The organism is Rhodoferax sp. GW822-FHT04A08, assembly GCF_058801025.1.
On record NZ_JBXAMW010000023.1, the window covers coordinates 26,523 to 42,699 of the forward strand.

Here is a 16,177-nt window from a genome sequence, read left to right on the forward strand (position 1 = left end):
TGGGTAGGATACGGTGACCGTCGAACGGTCCCTCGGTGCTATTACGGTTGCGCGACGCGGAATTGATCAGTAGGATCAGAAGTAGGCAAAGGCACCCGACTCGCGATGCACCGCCCATCGTTGTTGGTTGCACAGTTGCTTGAGCGACTGAGCGTGGCTGTATCCAAGGGGGACAACACTATGGGTATGAGGTTTGAAATCGACGCCGCATTAATGGCGCATTCTGCGTGGAAAAAGCACTTCAGAGATTATTTGAACGGAAAGGCTGCATTCGATGTAACGACCGTTGGTGACGCTCATCAATGTCAGTTCGGGAAGTGGCTTGATGATGAAGGATATCGGCTAATGCCCGAGCGGCGGCGAGAGCAAATTTGCATTGCACATGATGAATTCCATCACGTTGCGGCCGAAATTCTCCAAAAAATCAAAAACAAGCGTTTCGCAGAGGCACGCGCCGACATCGGTGCAGATGGGGTGCTAAGTCACACCAGTATCCGGTTGTCCGAATTGTTACTAAAGGCCAGACTGCATGAGCCAGGTACAAGGGAGGCACCTGAACCAGACAAATCGGTGGGACCTGGGGATGAAGCGCCCTAATACCGCAAATGGGATAGTCCAATACGGTCACTGCCATCGATTTTTCATATGGAACATGATTTTGTTGATCAGGATGTTCGGGACTTCGTGTATCGGCTCGATGACGCCGCACGCGCACATATGGACTGGTCGCAACGAATTCTGCGGTGTGCCGTATTGCATACTTCACCCGGTCAGGACGTTTTGGCCGCTGACGCACATGCTCGCTGCACCTTCGGCAGCTGGTTCGTGTCATGTCGAAATCGTTTTGACGCTATCGACCCCGTTGCGGCGCAACGCCTAGATGAGCAACATCGTCTGATGCACGATGCGGCACGCATCATTTGCAGATGCGTGCTTAAAGGCACGGCTGGAGAGGCGGCGGTGCTAGATAGCTTTGAGCATGCGCAGGTGAGTGTTCTGGCTGATCTGGCATTGCTGAAGACTAAATATTGGGTGACTAGTGGACGTCTGGATGCACTGACCGGGCTGCGACTGCGTTACGGATTGGAGGAGGAGTTCAACCGATACCGCGCCCAAGCCAGGCGCCGGGGGGAGATGATTGTCGTGGTAATGCTGGACGTGGACCACTTCAAGCGCGTCAACGACGAATTTGGTCACACGACCGGTGATATTGCGTTGCAACACATTGCTCATCTACTGCTCAGTCGTTGTCGCTCCGGCGAGCCACTGTTTCGCTACGGTGGTGAAGAATTTCTGGCAATGCTGCTAGCATCTAACCGTGAGGAGGCACAACAGGCTGCGGAGAGACTGTTGCAAGCCCTACGTGATAATCCGCTCATTCTCCCTGATGGACATGTCCTGAGTCTTCGCGTTAGTGCTGGTTTGGCAACGGTTGGCGACAAGGATTGCCTAGAAGAAGCCGTAAATCGTGCGGACCAAGCGCTTTACGCTGCAAAGGCGGCGGGGCGTGACACCTTACGTTGGAGCGAAACCGCCAATGAATGAGGTGTGACCTTCAGAACGCTTGCCTTTGCAACTCCAATCACATAATTTTATTGCGACAAAACCGGGGGTACTCTTGGGATTTCTGTCTATGGAATCGGCCTTATGCATCTGCACTATTGGTAGTTCCATCTTGACCAGCGCGATGGTAGCCATCTTGCAGATCACACGCAGTGGTTGGTTCGATAGGATGAAGTCCAAAATTGGATCGACCAAGGTTCATACCAACGCCGGACCTACTAGTCCTGTGCCAACGAAAACTGCAACTTGAAATTTCATCATTTTTCGTCCTACGTGATTTAGTGGCCGCTATACCGCAGTGGCAGCGGAATTAAGAGTTGAGCAAACATTTCGTGGTGCATTGAGCGATCTTTATTGCGTGTCTTGTGCACGCCGGTATCCTTCGACAATTGCCGATACCAATTCGGCCTTATCGGCTAGCTGCACCTGCTGCTCATGGAGTACTAGAAGGGTATTCACGCAGGCGGCATCCTGCGTACGAAGGATATAGGAAACTCCATCAATCGCCTGTAATCGGCATGTGAGTATGGCATCTAATGCCGTATGAAAGTCGTCCATCAGGTCACTGCCATATCCTTGTTCGGCTAAAACTATCCCGGCGTAGGCGGTGACGACCAGTTCTCTGAAGTGCTCAAACTGCCCCTCTCCATTGGTCAGCGCATACAGCGCCTTGCGACCGGCTAGGCCGATGCAGGTCTGGGTCTCCTGTGAAACCGGATCCTTCGCCAGTGCACGCCAGACTGGATTTGCAGTTAGGAGCACCATGTTACGGGTAACATGGTCAGACTTGCCTGACTTGTTTGTTTTTTTGGGTCTTTTAAAAGCCACTTTTTCTCCCAATCACCCGCCAATCTAACGGGTCAGCCTGGCCATGTTGCAAACTTCGCTCACAGGGATTAAACGTTTTTTCCTGTACATTGCGAACAGTCTGGGCGTCCGGTCAATTGTCTTTCAGCAGTGCCTCGTCACTGCTGCACGTAGCGCTTTACCCATCTTGAAATGGGGCACCCGCTTTGCAGGGACTAGTACCTTTTCACCAGTGCGTGGATTGCGCCCCAAACGTGGTGCGCGGCGAACCGTAGTAAAACTCCCAAATCCGCGGACCTCGACGCGGCGGCCTTGTTCCATGGCGGTATTCATCGCCTCCAGAATGGTCGTGACGGCGAATTCAGTATCGTATTGGGTTAGATGTGTAAAACGGACGGCCAGCCGTTCAACAAGAGTTGATCGATTCATGCGTATAGGAGAATACAGCAACTTCTGTTGAGATTCCCAAGTCGACCAGCTTATCATCATCATCGTCCGTCCGACAACGCCGTGTAATAGTTGTTTGCACTGGGTGAGCGCATTCGGACTGCACCCGGACAACTCAGACACAAATTGAACTCTCTCTCGTCCAGCTCTCCCTTCCTTGACGATTTCGTGCACCAAACCGATACGCAGAGCCTCTTGTGCATCGAACCGTTCCGCAGTCAGGAAATAGCGGTGAGCGCACTAGCCCCCATTTTTCGAATGACATAGGGGCTGATGGTCGCAAGAATGAGGCCCATCTTTACTTCGCTCAGACAAAAATGAACTTGTGCTGAACCCACCGCTCTGGATGCATTGCAAACGCAATTGGCGGTGAATTATGTCTCCAGCACAACTGGGCGGAATTCAGGGCTGGACTTCACTGTCAACGGAACGGTCGCATCGATTAAGCTGGAGGCGGTAGTGTCAGTGAGCGGCGCCGAACTCTATACGGGCGCGGCACTGACAGGGCTGAGCTTGGTGCAGGTACCAGTTTATCGCATTGCGACTGAATTGGCAGAAGGTCGGCTGAAGATCGTGCTCCCCGATTACCCGCCACCACCGATGCCTGTGTCGGTGCTGTATCCGCACAATCGCCAGCCCTCTGCGCGCGTCTTTGTCTTTGCGCAGTGGCTGGGGCAGCGCTTTGAGCAGTGCCATTGAGCAAATAGTTGCCTCCGAAGGGCTCCCCGGCCACCACAAAGCCACACCACCAAGTGGAGCAAGAGTGGTTGCCGCAATCGCAACAGCAGCAAGGAAAGTTCAAAAGCCGGCCCACGTTTGCATCCAAAGTCAACGAGAATGCATTCTCTAAATCAATGAATAGAATAAATATTATTGATTTTGAGAATTCAATGGACTGACTTAACGTTCGTCTCAGTCGTTGACATGCATGCCTTGGTGCCTCCATGCGACGACGATTGATAAATCTCACTAAGGATCGTCCCATGGAAGTACTTGCGTCTAAATTTGCTGGCTTGGCACTGGCTTGCCTCGCGTTCCTTTCACCTTTCTCCGTTCACGCGGAGGACCTAGCCAACATCAAGCGTTCGGGTGAACTCAGGTTCGCCATGAGTGGGGTGTATCCCCCATTCAGCTCAGTCAATGAGCAAAACGAGTTGTTGGGATTTGACGTTGATATCGGGACCGAAATCGCCAAACGTATGGGCGTCAAGGGTGTGGCTGTGAGCAATGCGTGGGACGGCATCCTGGCTAGCCTGTTGTCCAATAAATATGACGCCGTTATTGGCAGCATGACCATCACTCCCGAGCGCGAGAAAGTAGTGGACTTCGTGGGTCCCTACTACCGGTCCGGGCGTGGTGTATTCGTAGCGGGAAATTCGACAATCCAGTCACTGGCAGACATAAAGGGCAAGCCGGTAGGCGTAATCCTGGGGGAAACGCATGAGAAATGGGCGCGTGAACAAGCGGGTTGGGATGTGCACACGTACAAAGGTCTGCCCGAGTTGCTAATTGATGCCAAGGCCGGGCGCGTCCAGGCGGTTGTACTGGACCGCGTTGCGGCAGCTATAGCGATCAAGAATTCTGGTGACGGTTTTAAGCAAATGTCGGTGCCCTTGCTGGAAGATGAAACCTCCAAAAGCGCAGGTGCTTGGATTGGCATTGCCATTCGCAAGAATAACCCTGAGCTCAAGGTTGCGATGCAGCATGCGTTGGATCAAATGATGTCCGACGGTACCTACGCCCGCATCTCTATGAAGTGGATCGGTCGCGATATCCGTTGATGCATTCGTGAATGCGCAATGAACCTCATGACCAAAGATGCAGCCACTGATCAGTTGGCCGGTGGCGCATTTCAACCCAACCGGAGGTCCTGACCATGTTGGATTCTTGGTTCAGTAGTACAGCCTTCTATGGCTCGTATCTTCTGCGAATTGCACCTGCAGTTCTGGCGGCTGGTCTAGTCACGGCGGAATTGGCGACGGCTGCAATTTTCCTTGGCCTGTTGCTGGCCTTTGCAGTTGCGGCACTTCGCTTTTCTCCAATACCTCTTCTGCGTGGCTTGGCGGCAGTATTTGTTAGCGTGGTACGAGGAACGCCTGTGTTGATACAAATGTTTCTGCTCTACTTTGGCGGCCCGCAAGTGGGCATCCAATTGGAACCATTCACGGCAGGCGTACTTGCGTTGGGAATCAACATTGCAGCCTATATGAGTGAGGCCATTCGCGGTGCAGTGGTCGCAGTGGACAAGGGGCAGTTTGAAGCAGCTCGTGCTTTGGGGTTTTCTGCACATCAAACCATGATGAACTTCATTTTGCCTCAGGCGGCACGTTTGATGGTTCGACCACTGGGAGTGAACGCCGTGGCCCTGCTGAAGAGTACCGCGTTGGTGTCGAGCATCTCGGTAGTAGAACTGACTTTCACCGCCCAGCGCTTTGGCAATGCTTCAGGCAATCTGTTTGCGGTCTATGGCCTGGCTGGATTGCTCTACTTTGTCATGGTGGCTGGTCTGACGCGTCTAGTCAATGGGCTAGACCGGCATTACAGGCTGGCATAGGGGCATCCGATGGAAAGAATGGATTTCAGTGTGATTCCCGCTTACGCACCCATACTCGGTGAGGGTGTGTATTGGACGGTCGTGGTCTCTGTGGGAGCGGCACTCCTTAGTCTGGTCATGGGTATCGCCATGGCAGTTGTGGTGCTTTATGGTCCGCCCGTCTTGCGTGCGCCAGTACGCGTATTCATGGCATTGCTCATGGGTACGCCACTTCTATTGCAACTGTTTCTGGTCTATTTTGGCCTGGTACAGATTGGCATAGACATTCCGGCGCTTGCGACAGGCATCCTATGCCTGGGGTTGCACTATGCGGTATACAACGCGGATGTATTCCGGGCTGGCATCGCCGCTGTCGACCCCGGTCAAGCAGAAGCCGCGCGCGCGCTGGGATTCGGGCATTTGCGCACACTGTGGCACTTCATCGTGCCACAGGCACTTCGCAACACCTTGCCTGCGGTGGGTGGCAACATGATCTCATTGCTCAAAGAGTCGGCACTGGTCTCCATGATCAGCATTGCCGAACTGGTGCAAGCCACGCAACGAGCCATCAGCGACACCTACCGGCCCTTCGAGTTTTACATCGTGGCGGCCGCGCTGTATTACCTTCTCAATTTGATGCTGGAGCTTTTGCTCAATCGTTTAGAACTGAAAGTGAAATTGTCCCGATGAATGCCGCCATGATTGAGGTAAAAAATGCCCACAAGTCGTTTGGTTCCGTCGAGGTTCTGAAGGGAATCGACTTGCGCATCACGCGCGGACAGATTGTGGCCATCATTGGCCCCAGTGGATCTGGAAAAAGCACTTTACTGAGGGCCATCAACCAATTGGAGACTCTGGACAGGGGTGAAGTGTGGCTGGACGGTGAGCGCGTGAACGCAGATCTGAAGGGTCGCGCTTTTGATAACCATATCAACCACGTGTGCCAACAAATGGGCATGGTGTTTCAGCACTTCAATCTGTTTCCACACCTCAACGTGTTTGACAACATTACCAAGGGCCCCATGCTCTTGAAGAACGTGGGCCGCGAACAGGCGCATGCGCTGGCCGTGCAACTGCTTCGCAAAGTCGGGCTGGAAGACAAGATATACGCCTACCCGTCGCACCTTTCCGGCGGTCAGAAGCAGCGGGTGGCAATTGCACGCGCATTGGCGATGGAACCCAAAGTGATGCTGTTTGATGAAGCTACTTCAGCACTGGATCCTGAGCTGGTGGACGAAGTAAACCTTGTCATGAAGCAATTGGCCAAGGAACACATGACCATGCTGATCGTCACGCATGAGATGCGTTTCGCCGCTGAGGTTGCGGATCGCGTGATATTCATGGACGGGGGCACGGTCATCGAAGAGGGCACACCAGACCGCATATTTGGATCTCCCCAACAGGATCGCACCCGATCCTTTCTACGTAAATTTCTACAAAACTAAACACGACATGAGCAACCCCCTGCCATCCCATCTTTTTTACCAGTCGGGGAGTCGCCGTCCGCTGGTAGACCGCGCTGAAGGCATCTACTTGTGGAACCAGAGTGGTCAGCGCATGATTGACGGCTCCAGCGGCGCCATGGTGGTCAACATCGGACACGGCAACCGCCATGTGCTAGATGCCATGCGTGAGCAAATGGAACGCGTAACGTTTGCGTACCGACTGCACTTTGAAAACGCACCCGCCGAAGAATTGGCACGTCGTGTGGCGCAAAAGATGCCCCCCGGACTGGACAAAGTGTTCTTTGTCTCAGGCGGCTCCGAAGCGGTGGAATCTTGTTTGAAGCTGGCTCGCCAGTGGGCTGTGATGACGGGACAATCCGAGCGTTGGAAAGTGATTTCCCGTACACCTTCGTACCATGGCAGTACCTTTGGCGCCCTGGGTGTTACGGGCATGACCTCTTTCACCACCCCGTTTGCGCCCATGGTGCGTGAAATGCCAAAAATTCCAGCGCCAACGGCCTATCTGGATAGAGACAATCTAACCTTGGCTGAACGCGGAATACGCTACGCCAATATGCTTGAAGAGCGTATTCTGGCGGAGGGGCCCGCGTCGGTGCTGGCCTTCATCATGGAACCGATTGGCGGCGCATCCACCGGTGCCCTTGTTGCGCCAGATAGCTACTATCCTCGCATTCGCGAAATCTGCGACCAGTATGGCATTCTGCTGATACATGATGAGGTGATGTGTGGCGCAGGTCGCACGGGTGCCTTCTTGGGGGGTGACCACTGGGGCTGCCGTCCGGATTTGATCGCGCTCTCCAAGGGTTTTGGTGCAGGCTATATCCCCTTGGGCGCCATGATCGCGGCGGATCGCTTGGTGCAGCCAGTGATTGAAGCGGGGGGGTTTTTGCACGGCTATACCTACGCAGGTAACCCATTGGCATGCGCGACCGGGCTGGCCGTCCTGGACGAAGTGGAACGGTTGAATCTGGTGGAAAACGCGGCCACTGTGGGCACCTTGCTCAAACATGCGCTGGACGACCTGGCCACACGCTACCCGTTTATTGGTGACGTGCGCGGTAAAGGTCTGTTGCTAGCGGCAGAATTCGTGTCGGACAAGGACAGCATGCAACCCCTGCCCAAGCCTCTCAATGCGTTTCAGCGGATCGTGGATATTGCCTACGACAAGGGACTGATCATTTACTCCCGTCGCACACGCGGCGGCTCGTTGGGAGACCACTTTCTGGTCTGCCCGCCGCTCATCACCACGCCAGCCCAGGTAGGTGAGATTGTTTCCATTTTGGATGACAGTCTGCATGCCCTGGCGCTGGAACTCAAGCTTTAAGGTTGTGCCCAAAATGGCCAGTTCTCCTGTCATCATTACGTGCGCGATTACCGGTTCGGTGCACACACCGACCATGTCGCCCTATCTGCCGTTCACGGCTGAGCAAATTGCCAGCGAGGCCATCGCGGCTGCGGAAGCTGGAGCTGCCATTTTGCATTTGCACGCACGCGATCCGGTAGATGGTCGACCATCGGCAGACCCCGAGGTGTTTCTACAGTTTTTGCCGGCCATCCGTGCCGCTACCGATGCAGTGGTCAACATCACCACGGGTGGATCGTCTGCAATGACGCTTGAGTCACGCCTGGCAGCTCCCTTGCGCGCACGACCGGAAATGTGTTCCCTGAATATGGGATCCATGAATTTCGGGCTCTACCCCATGCTCGACAAGCCAGTTCAATGGCTGCACGCATGGGAACCGCAACTGCTAGAGGGCACGCGCAGTGGCATCTTCCGCAATACCTTTGCCGACATCGAAACCATTCTCCAAAAAATCGGTGTGGAAGGCGGAGCGCGCTTCGAGTTCGAATGCTATGACCTCGGGCATCTTTACACCTTGGCACATTTCCGGGACCGTGGCCTGATCAAAGGGCCTCTATTCCTGCAGTTTGTATTTGGGGTGCTCGGTGGCATGGGTGCGGATGCCGATAACCTGACGCATGCCAAAAGCATTGCTGACAAGCTCTTTGGCAGTGAATACCAGTTCTCGGTACTAGCGGCCGGGCGCCATCAGATACCCATGATCAGCATCGCTGCAGCGATGGGCGGGCATGTTCGTGTGGGGTTGGAAGACAGCTTGTATGACGGTCGTCAGTTGGCACGCTCCAATGCGGACCAAGTACGCCGCATTCGCTCCGTATTGGAGGCCTTGTCACTGGAAGTAGCCACACCGACCCAGGCACGCAAAATGCTGGGTCTCAAGGGTACCGACCAGGTGTCGTTCTAGGCGAGTGACGAATATATATCCAGACGAGGTGCCCACAGCTATGAACCCGACCGAACCTAGTCAACACGCCATTCAAGCCAGCGTATCCGATTTGCAGCGTGACGCAGTGCACTTGCTCGCCCAGCTGGTGCGTCAGCCCTCCTTGCTAGGCCAGGAACACTCAGCCCAGAATTTGATGGCAAGCCATTTTGCAGCCATGGGTCTGGAGGTAAAACAGTTCGAGATAGATGAGGAAAAGATCCGGAGCCACCCCGGGTATTCACCTGCCATCGTGTCTTACCAGGGACGCCACAACGTAGTGGGCACGCATATCCCCCAAGGTCCCGTACATGGCCGCTCCCTCATCCTCAATGGCCATATTGATGTGGTACCGGTTGGGGTGGAGGATATGTGGGCATCGCCACCGTTTGTACCTCGGCTGGAAGGTGACAGACTGTATGGCCGTGGCGCTGCCGATATGAAAGCTGGCATCGTGGCTTACTGCACCGCCATGGACGCGTTGCGGCGACTGGGTTATGAGCCTGCAGCCCCGGTGTACCTTCAGTCGGTTCTGGAAGAAGAATGCACTGGCAACGGTGCACTGGCATGTTTGGTAGAGGGATATACCGCCGACGCTGCACTCATACCTGAGCCCACCCAGGAACATGTTATGCGCGCCCAAATCGGCGTGCTCTGGCTCACGCTTGACGTTTATGGTCTGCCGGTTCACGCACTACAGGCCCACAAGGGCATAGCGGCCATTGCATTTGCCCAATACATGGTGGAGGCTTTGCGTGTGTTGGAGGCAGAATGGAACCTGCCTGAGGCAAGGCACCCGCTATATTGTCAGCACGAGCACCCCATCAATTTCAATCTGGGTATGGTCCAGGGCGGTGAGTGGACTTCATCTGTACCCACGCATTGCCGTGCAGATATCCGTATCGGCTACTACCCGGGGAAAAAGGTGGCCGACGTCAAGGCGGAAGTGGAGTCACTGCTTATGGCCGCTCACAGCGCCCATCCACATGCGCAGACTTTGCGCTATAAGGTCAGCTACCATGGCTTCCAAAGTGAAGGTGTTGTCGTGAATCTTGAAGAGCCCATGATACAAACACTTATGAGTTGCCACCAAGACGTGGTAAAGCAAACCCCGGAACTGCTGGCTTGGACCGCTACCACTGACGTAAAATTCTTTCACCTCTATGGCAACATCCCATCCACCTGCTATGGACCCACGGGGCATTCGATTCACGGTGCGGATGAGTGGGTCTCGATTTCCAGCATGCAACGCGTGGCAACGGTTTATGCGCTGTTCATTGCGCGCTGGTGTGGTCTCAATCGCCTACGCTAAGGACGCAGCATGAATGGTGTGCGTCGTCGGTTTGTCTGGGAGTTGGACTGGAACCTGCTGCGTACGTTTATCGTCATCGTGCAGGAACGTGGCCTCACGGCCGCGAGCGAAAAACTGTTTGTCCAGCAACCGGCAATCAGTAGTGCTTTGAGTCGCCTAGAAACACATATGGGGTGCCGCCTGATTGAACGCAGTGCGGCGCATTTTTCAGTGACGCCTGCCGGGCAACGTCTGTACGTGGAATGTTGCTCTCTTTTCAATATCGTCAATGGACTGCCTGCTGCTACCGATATTGCTCCCAATGAGCTGACCGGCCATGTTGAAATTGCATTGGCAAGCCATGTGGTTTGCGATTTTTTTGATCAACTGCTAACCCAATTTCACTTGGACTATCCCAACGTGAGCCTGAGCACACAGGTGATGCCTAGCTACCAAGCAGCCGAATCTGTGTTGGACAGGGCGGTGGGTTTTGGAATCTGCCTGATGCACGAGCGCCTGCCAAAACTGAATTACGTGGAGCTCTACCGCGAGCATTTTGGATACTTTTGTGGACCGGGTCATAGCCTGTATGGGCAATCGGACTTGCCGCTTGACGCCTTGCGTCATGAGTCCTATGTGTCATTCCAGACCGATCAAATGTCCAGTGCACTTTGGCCCGTAGCTCTACTGCGCCAACAAAACGGGTTTGATGGACCTGTTCTAGGTACCTCCTCGCACTTGGAGGAGGTCAAGCGACTGATATTGGCCGGATTCGGCTTTGGTCCCTTGCCAATACATGTGGTGCAGGATGACGTTCTGGCCGGCCGCCTATGGCGTTTACCACCTTACGAATCCCCACCCATGGTCAGCGTATATGTCATTCACGACCCCAGCGCGCGGCGCAGCAAGGCCGAATCCCTGTTGTTGGAGCGTCTGCTTTCGCTCATCGACTCCGTGCCAATTGCAGAGCGTACCTTCGCGAACAAACGCGTGGCCCCCCCCTCAGACACACCAAACAAGTAAACGCCACTACCATGTCCCTTAAAAGCAACACCAATCTGGCCGAACGCAGGTCTTACTCACATTGGTCGCCGGAGCATGTACGTTGGTCCGATACCGACCTAGTTGGCCATGCCAATAATTTGACCTTCGGCGCTTTTGCGGAAACCGGGCGCTGTTTGTTTTTACAAAAATTTCTTAAGCCCGATGCAGCTGAAGCTGCGATGTTCTTGCCCGCAACCATTGTTATCAATCTGTTGGGCGAAGTGTTCTGGCCTGCACAAGTAGACGTTGGCACTGGTATCTTGGAAGTGGGAAACACCTCATTTCGCTTTGGGCAAGGAATGTTTGAAGATGAACGATGCTTTTGCACGTCCGAGTCGGTCTTTGTATTTGTCGATCCCCAAACCCGTCGCCCGACATCTATTCCGGACGAGGTGTGCGCTTGGCTAAGGCAATACACAATTGCGCTATAGGTCGTTGCGACACGTGGATGCTGCGTTGACAGCTTACCTTGCAGGGGTGGAGCGCCTATCGCCTAGAGTATGATTATGTAGCTGTTGGTTATAGCGAGTGTCTAGTTTGTTGGCAAGTTCCGCCGGTTGTTGCACGTTACCGGTTCACTGCCCCAACACCAGGTGCAGACCGGATCGATAAAGGCCAGAATTCCCAGCTTGGATGCTGCTTGCATAGGGTTCTACTTTATGGGTTCGTGTCACTTCAATAGCCGCTGAGCCAACATCACCAGTGCGCCGATCAGGCCGACCCAGGCAATGCCGGTAAAGGAGTCCAGGCTGGCCAGCAATGTGGCCTGTTGGCTCAGTCGTTGGGCCAGTTGGGCGATGGCTTGTGGCAACGCCTGCGGGCCGCTGGTGGTCGCAAGAGACTCGGCGAGCTTTTGGCTCAGCAATGTTTATGAACTGTCAACGCCATTGGAGTATTGGCGCCGACAAAGATTTGACAGAGCTCGCCAAGACTGATTGTCAGTGGTACTTTGCTCTGCAGTCCACAGCTCATCATGAACTTAAACCAGAACAGCCTGTCAATGGCTTCCGGCACACCGCAATTCGACACTGGCGGTAACAAATCACGCTTGGCGGTCCGTTGGAAGCGCTCCTGCTTGTAGCCAATGCGGCGTAAAGAAAAGAGACTTACGTACGACTACGCGCCCGAATAGCCAATCACGGCGATAACGTGGCAACTAGTGCCACCTGTGACAAAGGCATGCCAAATCGCGTGAGAATAGCGAATGCGGTGGTCCAACACGAAAAACACGACACCGACCGTATACGCCAGACCACCAGCAATTAGCCACATGACTCCAGGCAGTGGAACTCTTTTGACTAACGGAACCGCAGCAACCAAAACAAGCCATCCCATTGCCAAATACAAGCCAGTGGACACCCATGGATATGGAAATAGCTCGAAAACCTTGAGCGAGATACCTATTCCTGCCAGCAACCAGATGACCCCCAACAGGGTCCATCCCCAAAGTCCATGGAGCGCACCCAATGCAAAAGGCGTATAGCTTCCGGCGATAAAGAGGTAAATTGCTGCGTAGTCAATTTTCAAGAAAACACGTTTGATGGGTCCTTGGGGCAATGCATGGTAGATCGTGGAGCTTAAGTAGAGCAATATCATTGTGACCGAGAAGACAATTGCACCAATCAAATTTGCGATTTTCCAACGCATAGCTGTGCCCACGATAAGGGGCGCGCAAGCGATGGCGCCCAGCAGTGCTACGCCATGGCTTACTGCGTTGGCTACTTCTTCACATAGGCTTTGATTGCGATGGTGCATTTCTGATATTGTGCATCGCGCATCCATTGACACTGAACTGTATTCAAGCTTATGGTCATTCCTACGCAAAGTGTGTGTGACGAGAAGTCATATACAACTGTCAAGTGATTAACGGTACACTGGAATGTTGCGGCCAACAACATTGAACCAAAAACAATTGGATGAAACACAGAAACGATCGTCAAGTAGCATGAACCAAAAGGCTTCTGCACTCCATTAATTTGTAATTAAAAGATTTAGCGTGACAACCTGTACAGAATCATATGTAGACGTTGCAATGAGAGTCGCAGGAACTGATGCCGACAATGGGTAACGAGCATATGTATCCAAGCCTACCGAAGTTTGATTCAAAGCGGTTGCCGTTATATTTACGCCTGAGTAGTAGACCTGCGCACCGCTGTTTACCTCAGTTCCTCCTACCACCAATGTCCAAACCACTGGTTCTCCAGCGTCTATGGCCACTGACTGGCCAGCATGGATTGCAAGATCAAGATATCCACCGGGAGCAACTGGAGTTGTGCTGAGTAATTGGCCGCCCACGGTGACTCCAATATTGAAATCAACCGGTGAGCGTGTTTCGCCACCACCACCGCAAGCACCTAATATCAACGTAGCTGAAAGCGTTACCGCAAGAAGTTCGCAACATCTGCCGAACTTGCGATAACACTTACCAACTAGAATCATCCAGCTTTTTATATTTTGAAGCATAAGCATATTCATTGAATCAAAGATAACTAAACGTGACGCATGATCATCAAGATGACCATACGGTGCACCTAATTGCTCCAATTCCCAGGAGAATATGTCAGCAAAGGTAACAACAGAAAAGGGGTGTGGGGCACAATAGGCGCGTAGAAGTCAGGGCGTTCAGCATTCAATGCCAAAGCGGGATGCTAGGACCGCGAAGGGCAACTTGGAGTGTGCACCAATGACCGCAGCGGGGAGTGCCGGCTTTAACAACTGGTCTTTGCTTGGCCCGTCAGGAGCCCCAATCTCTGGAATCGACAACTCCGGTCTTAGAGGTATCAATCGCTACTGACTTCTAAGTGGTGGAATTCAGTCATTGCGACAACGAATCTTTTGTTACCTCAAATCAAAACAATTGGACGTAGCCTCAAACACTCACTACACCCAGATGACGATCCAAACTTAGTTGTCCCCTTGAACCGCAGGCGTCAGCGTTAGCACGACTGCACAACCATCCGTCGAAAATGGGTCACCGGCCGCATTCGTCCCACGTTGCGTGGCTTGACACTAGAACGCTTCCTTCTTGGATCGCACCAAGGCCAATGGCAATGGGATCAATGACAGGTGTTACGTGCTTCGATGCCGGCCTCAGCCAGACGTTCGCTGTACTTTATGGACACGTATTGCGAACCCCTGACGCTGTGGTGAATCAGCGCGTCATCACGTTGCGGCCGTCGGTCATACAGGGCTTGTTCCAGTGCATCCAGAACGAAGTCTGTCTTCATGAAACTGCTCTGACGCCAGCCCACTATCCGGCATGCATAGACGTCAATTACAGAGGCCACGTATTGCCAGCCCTGCCAGGTCGATACGTACGTGAAGTCCGATACCCACAGCTGATTGGGCCGGTCTCATTGAATTGCCGGTTGACGCGGTCCAGCGGGCACGGGGCTCTAGCATCCCCGATGGTGGTGCGTACGACCTTGCCACGGCGCACGCCGCGCAGGCCCAGTTGCCGCATCAATCGCTCGACCGTGCAGCGGGCTACGACGATGCTTTCCCGATTCATTTGATGCCAGACTTTGTCTGCGCCATAGACCTGCATATTGGCCTGCCAGACACGCTGGATTTGCGGTACCAGCGTGACATCGCGTTGGACGTGTGCACAACACAGTTTCGGGTTGCGCTGGCGCGCTGCATGGCGCCGGTAACACGACGGAGCAATCTGCAAGACTTTGCAAATCGGCTCGACCCCGAAGGGGTGGCGATGATGGTCAATGAAATCCTTCAGGACTTGAGTTTGCGGTCGAGCTCCGCCTGGGCGAAAAAAGCGCTGACCAGCTTGAGGATTTCATTGGCACGGCGCAGTTCTTTGACCTCACGCTCCAGCGCTTTGACCCGCTCTCGCTCATCGATAGTCACGCCTTCTCGGGCACCAGAATCAATCTCAGCTGTGCGCACCCAGTCATTGAGGGTTTGCGGCACATAGCCTATCTTGGGTGCGATGGATTCAATGGCTGCCCACAGCGATGGATATTCGCCGCGGTGCTCTTGCACCATGCGCACAGCGCGTTCGCGGACATCGGGGGAAAACTTGGGTGACTTTCTCATGGCTCCATTCTCTCAAAAGTTGGAGCCTCCTCAATTCCCAGGGCGCCTCAATACTGGTATTTGCGCTGGCCAGGAGTCCACTTCTTCAACGCAGTGCTCGCAAGATGGATTGGTGTTCCACCTCTGAGACGCTGTAAATCCGCCTTTGTCAGGGTGTCTGCCTCGACATCGGTGTCGGCCCTGGATTGACTCGATGTTGCATTCAACTCCATTGGCGTCCGTGCATCCGCTACCATTTCAATTGGACGACTGGTATTCATTTGCAACATGAAGTGCTTGCCTCCCTTCATTTCAACGTGCAAGACACCGTGAACAACAACACCATAGCCTGAGGGGTGGAAGTTTTGGTTCGAATCACGGCAGCCGAACCATATGGCCGGCTCGCCTCTGTAGACACCACTAGTGCAATCACAAAGAACGGTTTCTCCAGTTGCGCGTGCGCCATATTCCAGTGTGTAGAGCTTCAAAGTCGAATCGAAGTACGAATAGGCGAATTCGATACCGTCATCGAGAGACGCAATCTTCTGGCTGAGTCTAATGCGCGCCTGCAACACGCCAGCACATTCCTGAAGGAGGATGTGGTGCGTAGTGCGCTTTCGAAGCTTACGCTTTAACAATGATTTGGGCATGTCTTCCGAGTCAAACAATGTCATGCAATTTCAATGGTCGAAATGCTGTAGGCACTCGT

Annotated in this window: 17 protein-coding genes, 2 pseudogenes and 1 other annotated feature; of the genes and pseudogenes, 12 read left to right on the top strand and 7 right to left on the bottom strand. The window is 53.7% G+C overall.

The window, feature by feature from the left end; translation table 11 throughout:
- Nucleotides 1–153: 153 nt before the first annotated feature.
- Together AC1RMF_RS24610 and AC1RMF_RS24615 are read left to right on the top strand one after the other, a co-directional pair.
- Entirely contained in the window at nucleotides 154–597 is a 444-nt protein-coding gene (locus tag AC1RMF_RS24610) for a CZB domain-containing protein (protein ID WP_493145046.1), read from the top strand.
- A gap of 48 nt (nucleotides 598–645) precedes the next feature.
- Entirely contained in the window at nucleotides 646–1,545 is a 900-nt protein-coding gene (locus AC1RMF_RS24615) for a diguanylate cyclase (RefSeq protein ID WP_493145049.1), read from the top strand.
- 369 nt (nucleotides 1,546–1,914) lie between these two features.
- Here AC1RMF_RS24615 and AC1RMF_RS24620 read toward each other — a convergent pair whose 3' ends face one another.
- Complete coding sequence (locus AC1RMF_RS24620; protein WP_493145050.1) at nucleotides 1,915–2,391, bottom strand: hypothetical protein; 477 nt, start codon at nucleotides 2,389–2,391, stop codon at nucleotides 1,915–1,917.
- Between the two features lie 123 nt (nucleotides 2,392–2,514).
- Nucleotides 2,515–2,799 carry an integration host factor subunit beta gene (locus tag AC1RMF_RS24625; protein ID WP_493145074.1) on the bottom strand — a complete coding sequence of 95 codons (285 nt, stop codon included), beginning with the start codon at nucleotides 2,797–2,799 and terminating at the stop codon, nucleotides 2,515–2,517.
- Between the two features lie 348 nt (nucleotides 2,800–3,147).
- Here AC1RMF_RS24625 and AC1RMF_RS24630 point away from each other — a divergent pair.
- From AC1RMF_RS24630 to AC1RMF_RS24675, 10 genes and pseudogenes are all read left to right on the top strand, one after another.
- Nucleotides 3,148–3,516: pseudogene (locus AC1RMF_RS24630) on the top strand (LysR substrate-binding domain-containing protein); the annotation flags it as partial.
- Nucleotides 3,517–3,800: 284 nt separating this feature from the next.
- The gene (locus AC1RMF_RS24635) at nucleotides 3,801–4,598 is read left to right on the top strand and encodes a transporter substrate-binding domain-containing protein (protein ID WP_493145052.1); all 798 of its coding nucleotides are present in this window, start codon (nucleotides 3,801–3,803) and stop codon (nucleotides 4,596–4,598) included.
- 95 nt (nucleotides 4,599–4,693) lie between these two features.
- Nucleotides 4,694–5,371, top strand: coding sequence for an amino acid ABC transporter permease (locus tag AC1RMF_RS24640; protein WP_493145053.1), 678 nt, complete (start codon nucleotides 4,694–4,696; stop codon nucleotides 5,369–5,371).
- A gap of 9 nt (nucleotides 5,372–5,380) precedes the next feature.
- On the top strand, nucleotides 5,381–6,040 hold the full coding sequence (locus AC1RMF_RS24645) for an amino acid ABC transporter permease (RefSeq protein WP_493145055.1): 660 nt from the start codon (nucleotides 5,381–5,383) through the stop codon (nucleotides 6,038–6,040).
- An 8-nt stretch (nucleotides 6,041–6,048) separates the two neighbouring features.
- The gene (locus AC1RMF_RS24650) at nucleotides 6,049–6,795 is read left to right on the top strand and encodes an amino acid ABC transporter ATP-binding protein (RefSeq protein ID WP_493145057.1); all 747 of its coding nucleotides are present in this window, start codon (nucleotides 6,049–6,051) and stop codon (nucleotides 6,793–6,795) included.
- Nucleotides 6,796–6,802: 7 nt separating this feature from the next.
- Nucleotides 6,803–8,140 (top strand): aminotransferase family protein, encoded by a 1,338-nt coding sequence (locus AC1RMF_RS24655; RefSeq protein ID WP_493145059.1) that lies wholly within the window; start codon nucleotides 6,803–6,805, stop codon nucleotides 8,138–8,140.
- 13 nt (nucleotides 8,141–8,153) lie between these two features.
- Nucleotides 8,154–9,083 (top strand): 3,5-dioxohexanoate:acetyl-CoA acetone transferase, encoded by a 930-nt coding sequence (gene kce, locus AC1RMF_RS24660; protein WP_493145061.1) that lies wholly within the window; start codon nucleotides 8,154–8,156, stop codon nucleotides 9,081–9,083.
- Nucleotides 9,084–9,123: 40 nt separating this feature from the next.
- A complete protein-coding gene (locus AC1RMF_RS24665) occupies nucleotides 9,124–10,413 on the top strand; it encodes a M20 family metallopeptidase (protein WP_493145062.1) in 1,290 nt (429 codons plus the stop codon).
- A gap of 9 nt (nucleotides 10,414–10,422) precedes the next feature.
- Nucleotides 10,423–11,415, top strand: a complete 993-nt coding sequence (locus tag AC1RMF_RS24670) for a LysR family transcriptional regulator (RefSeq protein ID WP_493145064.1) — start codon at nucleotides 10,423–10,425, stop codon at nucleotides 11,413–11,415.
- A gap of 11 nt (nucleotides 11,416–11,426) precedes the next feature.
- Nucleotides 11,427–11,867, top strand: coding sequence for an acyl-CoA thioesterase (locus AC1RMF_RS24675; RefSeq protein ID WP_493145066.1), 441 nt, complete (start codon nucleotides 11,427–11,429; stop codon nucleotides 11,865–11,867).
- A 239-nt stretch (nucleotides 11,868–12,106) separates the two neighbouring features.
- Here AC1RMF_RS24675 and AC1RMF_RS24680 read toward each other — a convergent pair whose 3' ends face one another.
- The 5 genes and pseudogenes from AC1RMF_RS24680 to AC1RMF_RS24700 all read right to left on the bottom strand — a co-directional run bounded on the left by AC1RMF_RS24680 (nucleotide 12,107) and on the right by AC1RMF_RS24700 (nucleotide 16,142).
- The gene (locus AC1RMF_RS24680; RefSeq protein ID WP_493145068.1) at nucleotides 12,107–12,301 is read right to left on the bottom strand and encodes a hypothetical protein; all 195 of its coding nucleotides are present in this window, start codon (nucleotides 12,299–12,301) and stop codon (nucleotides 12,107–12,109) included.
- 251 nt (nucleotides 12,302–12,552) lie between these two features.
- Entirely contained in the window at nucleotides 12,553–13,191 is a 639-nt protein-coding gene (trhA, locus tag AC1RMF_RS24685; RefSeq protein ID WP_493145069.1) for a PAQR family membrane homeostasis protein TrhA, read from the bottom strand.
- A 216-nt stretch (nucleotides 13,192–13,407) separates the two neighbouring features.
- A complete protein-coding gene (locus AC1RMF_RS24690) occupies nucleotides 13,408–13,980 on the bottom strand; it encodes a hypothetical protein (RefSeq protein WP_493145070.1) in 573 nt (190 codons plus the stop codon).
- 533 nt (nucleotides 13,981–14,513) lie between these two features.
- Nucleotides 14,514–15,489 (bottom strand): annotated as a pseudogene (locus AC1RMF_RS24695) (IS3 family transposase); the annotation flags it as partial.
- Nucleotides 15,095–15,211, bottom strand: a sequence feature (AL1L pseudoknot). (Overlaps the previous pseudogene by 117 nt.)
- 47 nt (nucleotides 15,490–15,536) lie before the next feature.
- Nucleotides 15,537–16,142, bottom strand: coding sequence for a hypothetical protein (locus tag AC1RMF_RS24700; RefSeq protein WP_493145072.1), 606 nt, complete (start codon nucleotides 16,140–16,142; stop codon nucleotides 15,537–15,539).
- Nucleotides 16,143–16,177 lie beyond the last annotated feature (35 nt).

Coding starts and splice junctions, on each gene's coding strand:
- AC1RMF_RS24615 (WP_493145049.1), top strand. CDS start 646: ATGGAACATGATTTTGTTGATCAGGATGTTCGGGACTTCGTGTATCGG.
- AC1RMF_RS24625 (WP_493145074.1), bottom strand. CDS start 2,799: ATGAATCGATCAACTCTTGTTGAACGGCTGGCCGTCCGTTTTACACAT.
- AC1RMF_RS24635 (WP_493145052.1), top strand. CDS start 3,801: ATGGAAGTACTTGCGTCTAAATTTGCTGGCTTGGCACTGGCTTGCCTC.
- AC1RMF_RS24640 (WP_493145053.1), top strand. CDS start 4,694: ATGTTGGATTCTTGGTTCAGTAGTACAGCCTTCTATGGCTCGTATCTT.
- AC1RMF_RS24645 (WP_493145055.1), top strand. CDS start 5,381: ATGGAAAGAATGGATTTCAGTGTGATTCCCGCTTACGCACCCATACTC.
- AC1RMF_RS24650 (WP_493145057.1), top strand. CDS start 6,049: ATGATTGAGGTAAAAAATGCCCACAAGTCGTTTGGTTCCGTCGAGGTT.
- AC1RMF_RS24655 (WP_493145059.1), top strand. CDS start 6,803: ATGAGCAACCCCCTGCCATCCCATCTTTTTTACCAGTCGGGGAGTCGC.
- kce (WP_493145061.1), top strand. CDS start 8,154: ATGGCCAGTTCTCCTGTCATCATTACGTGCGCGATTACCGGTTCGGTG.
- AC1RMF_RS24665 (WP_493145062.1), top strand. CDS start 9,124: ATGAACCCGACCGAACCTAGTCAACACGCCATTCAAGCCAGCGTATCC.
- AC1RMF_RS24670 (WP_493145064.1), top strand. CDS start 10,423: ATGAATGGTGTGCGTCGTCGGTTTGTCTGGGAGTTGGACTGGAACCTG.
- AC1RMF_RS24675 (WP_493145066.1), top strand. CDS start 11,427: ATGTCCCTTAAAAGCAACACCAATCTGGCCGAACGCAGGTCTTACTCA.
- trhA (WP_493145069.1), bottom strand. CDS start 13,191: ATGCACCATCGCAATCAAAGCCTATGTGAAGAAGTAGCCAACGCAGTA.
- AC1RMF_RS24700 (WP_493145072.1), bottom strand. CDS start 16,142: ATGACATTGTTTGACTCGGAAGACATGCCCAAATCATTGTTAAAGCGT.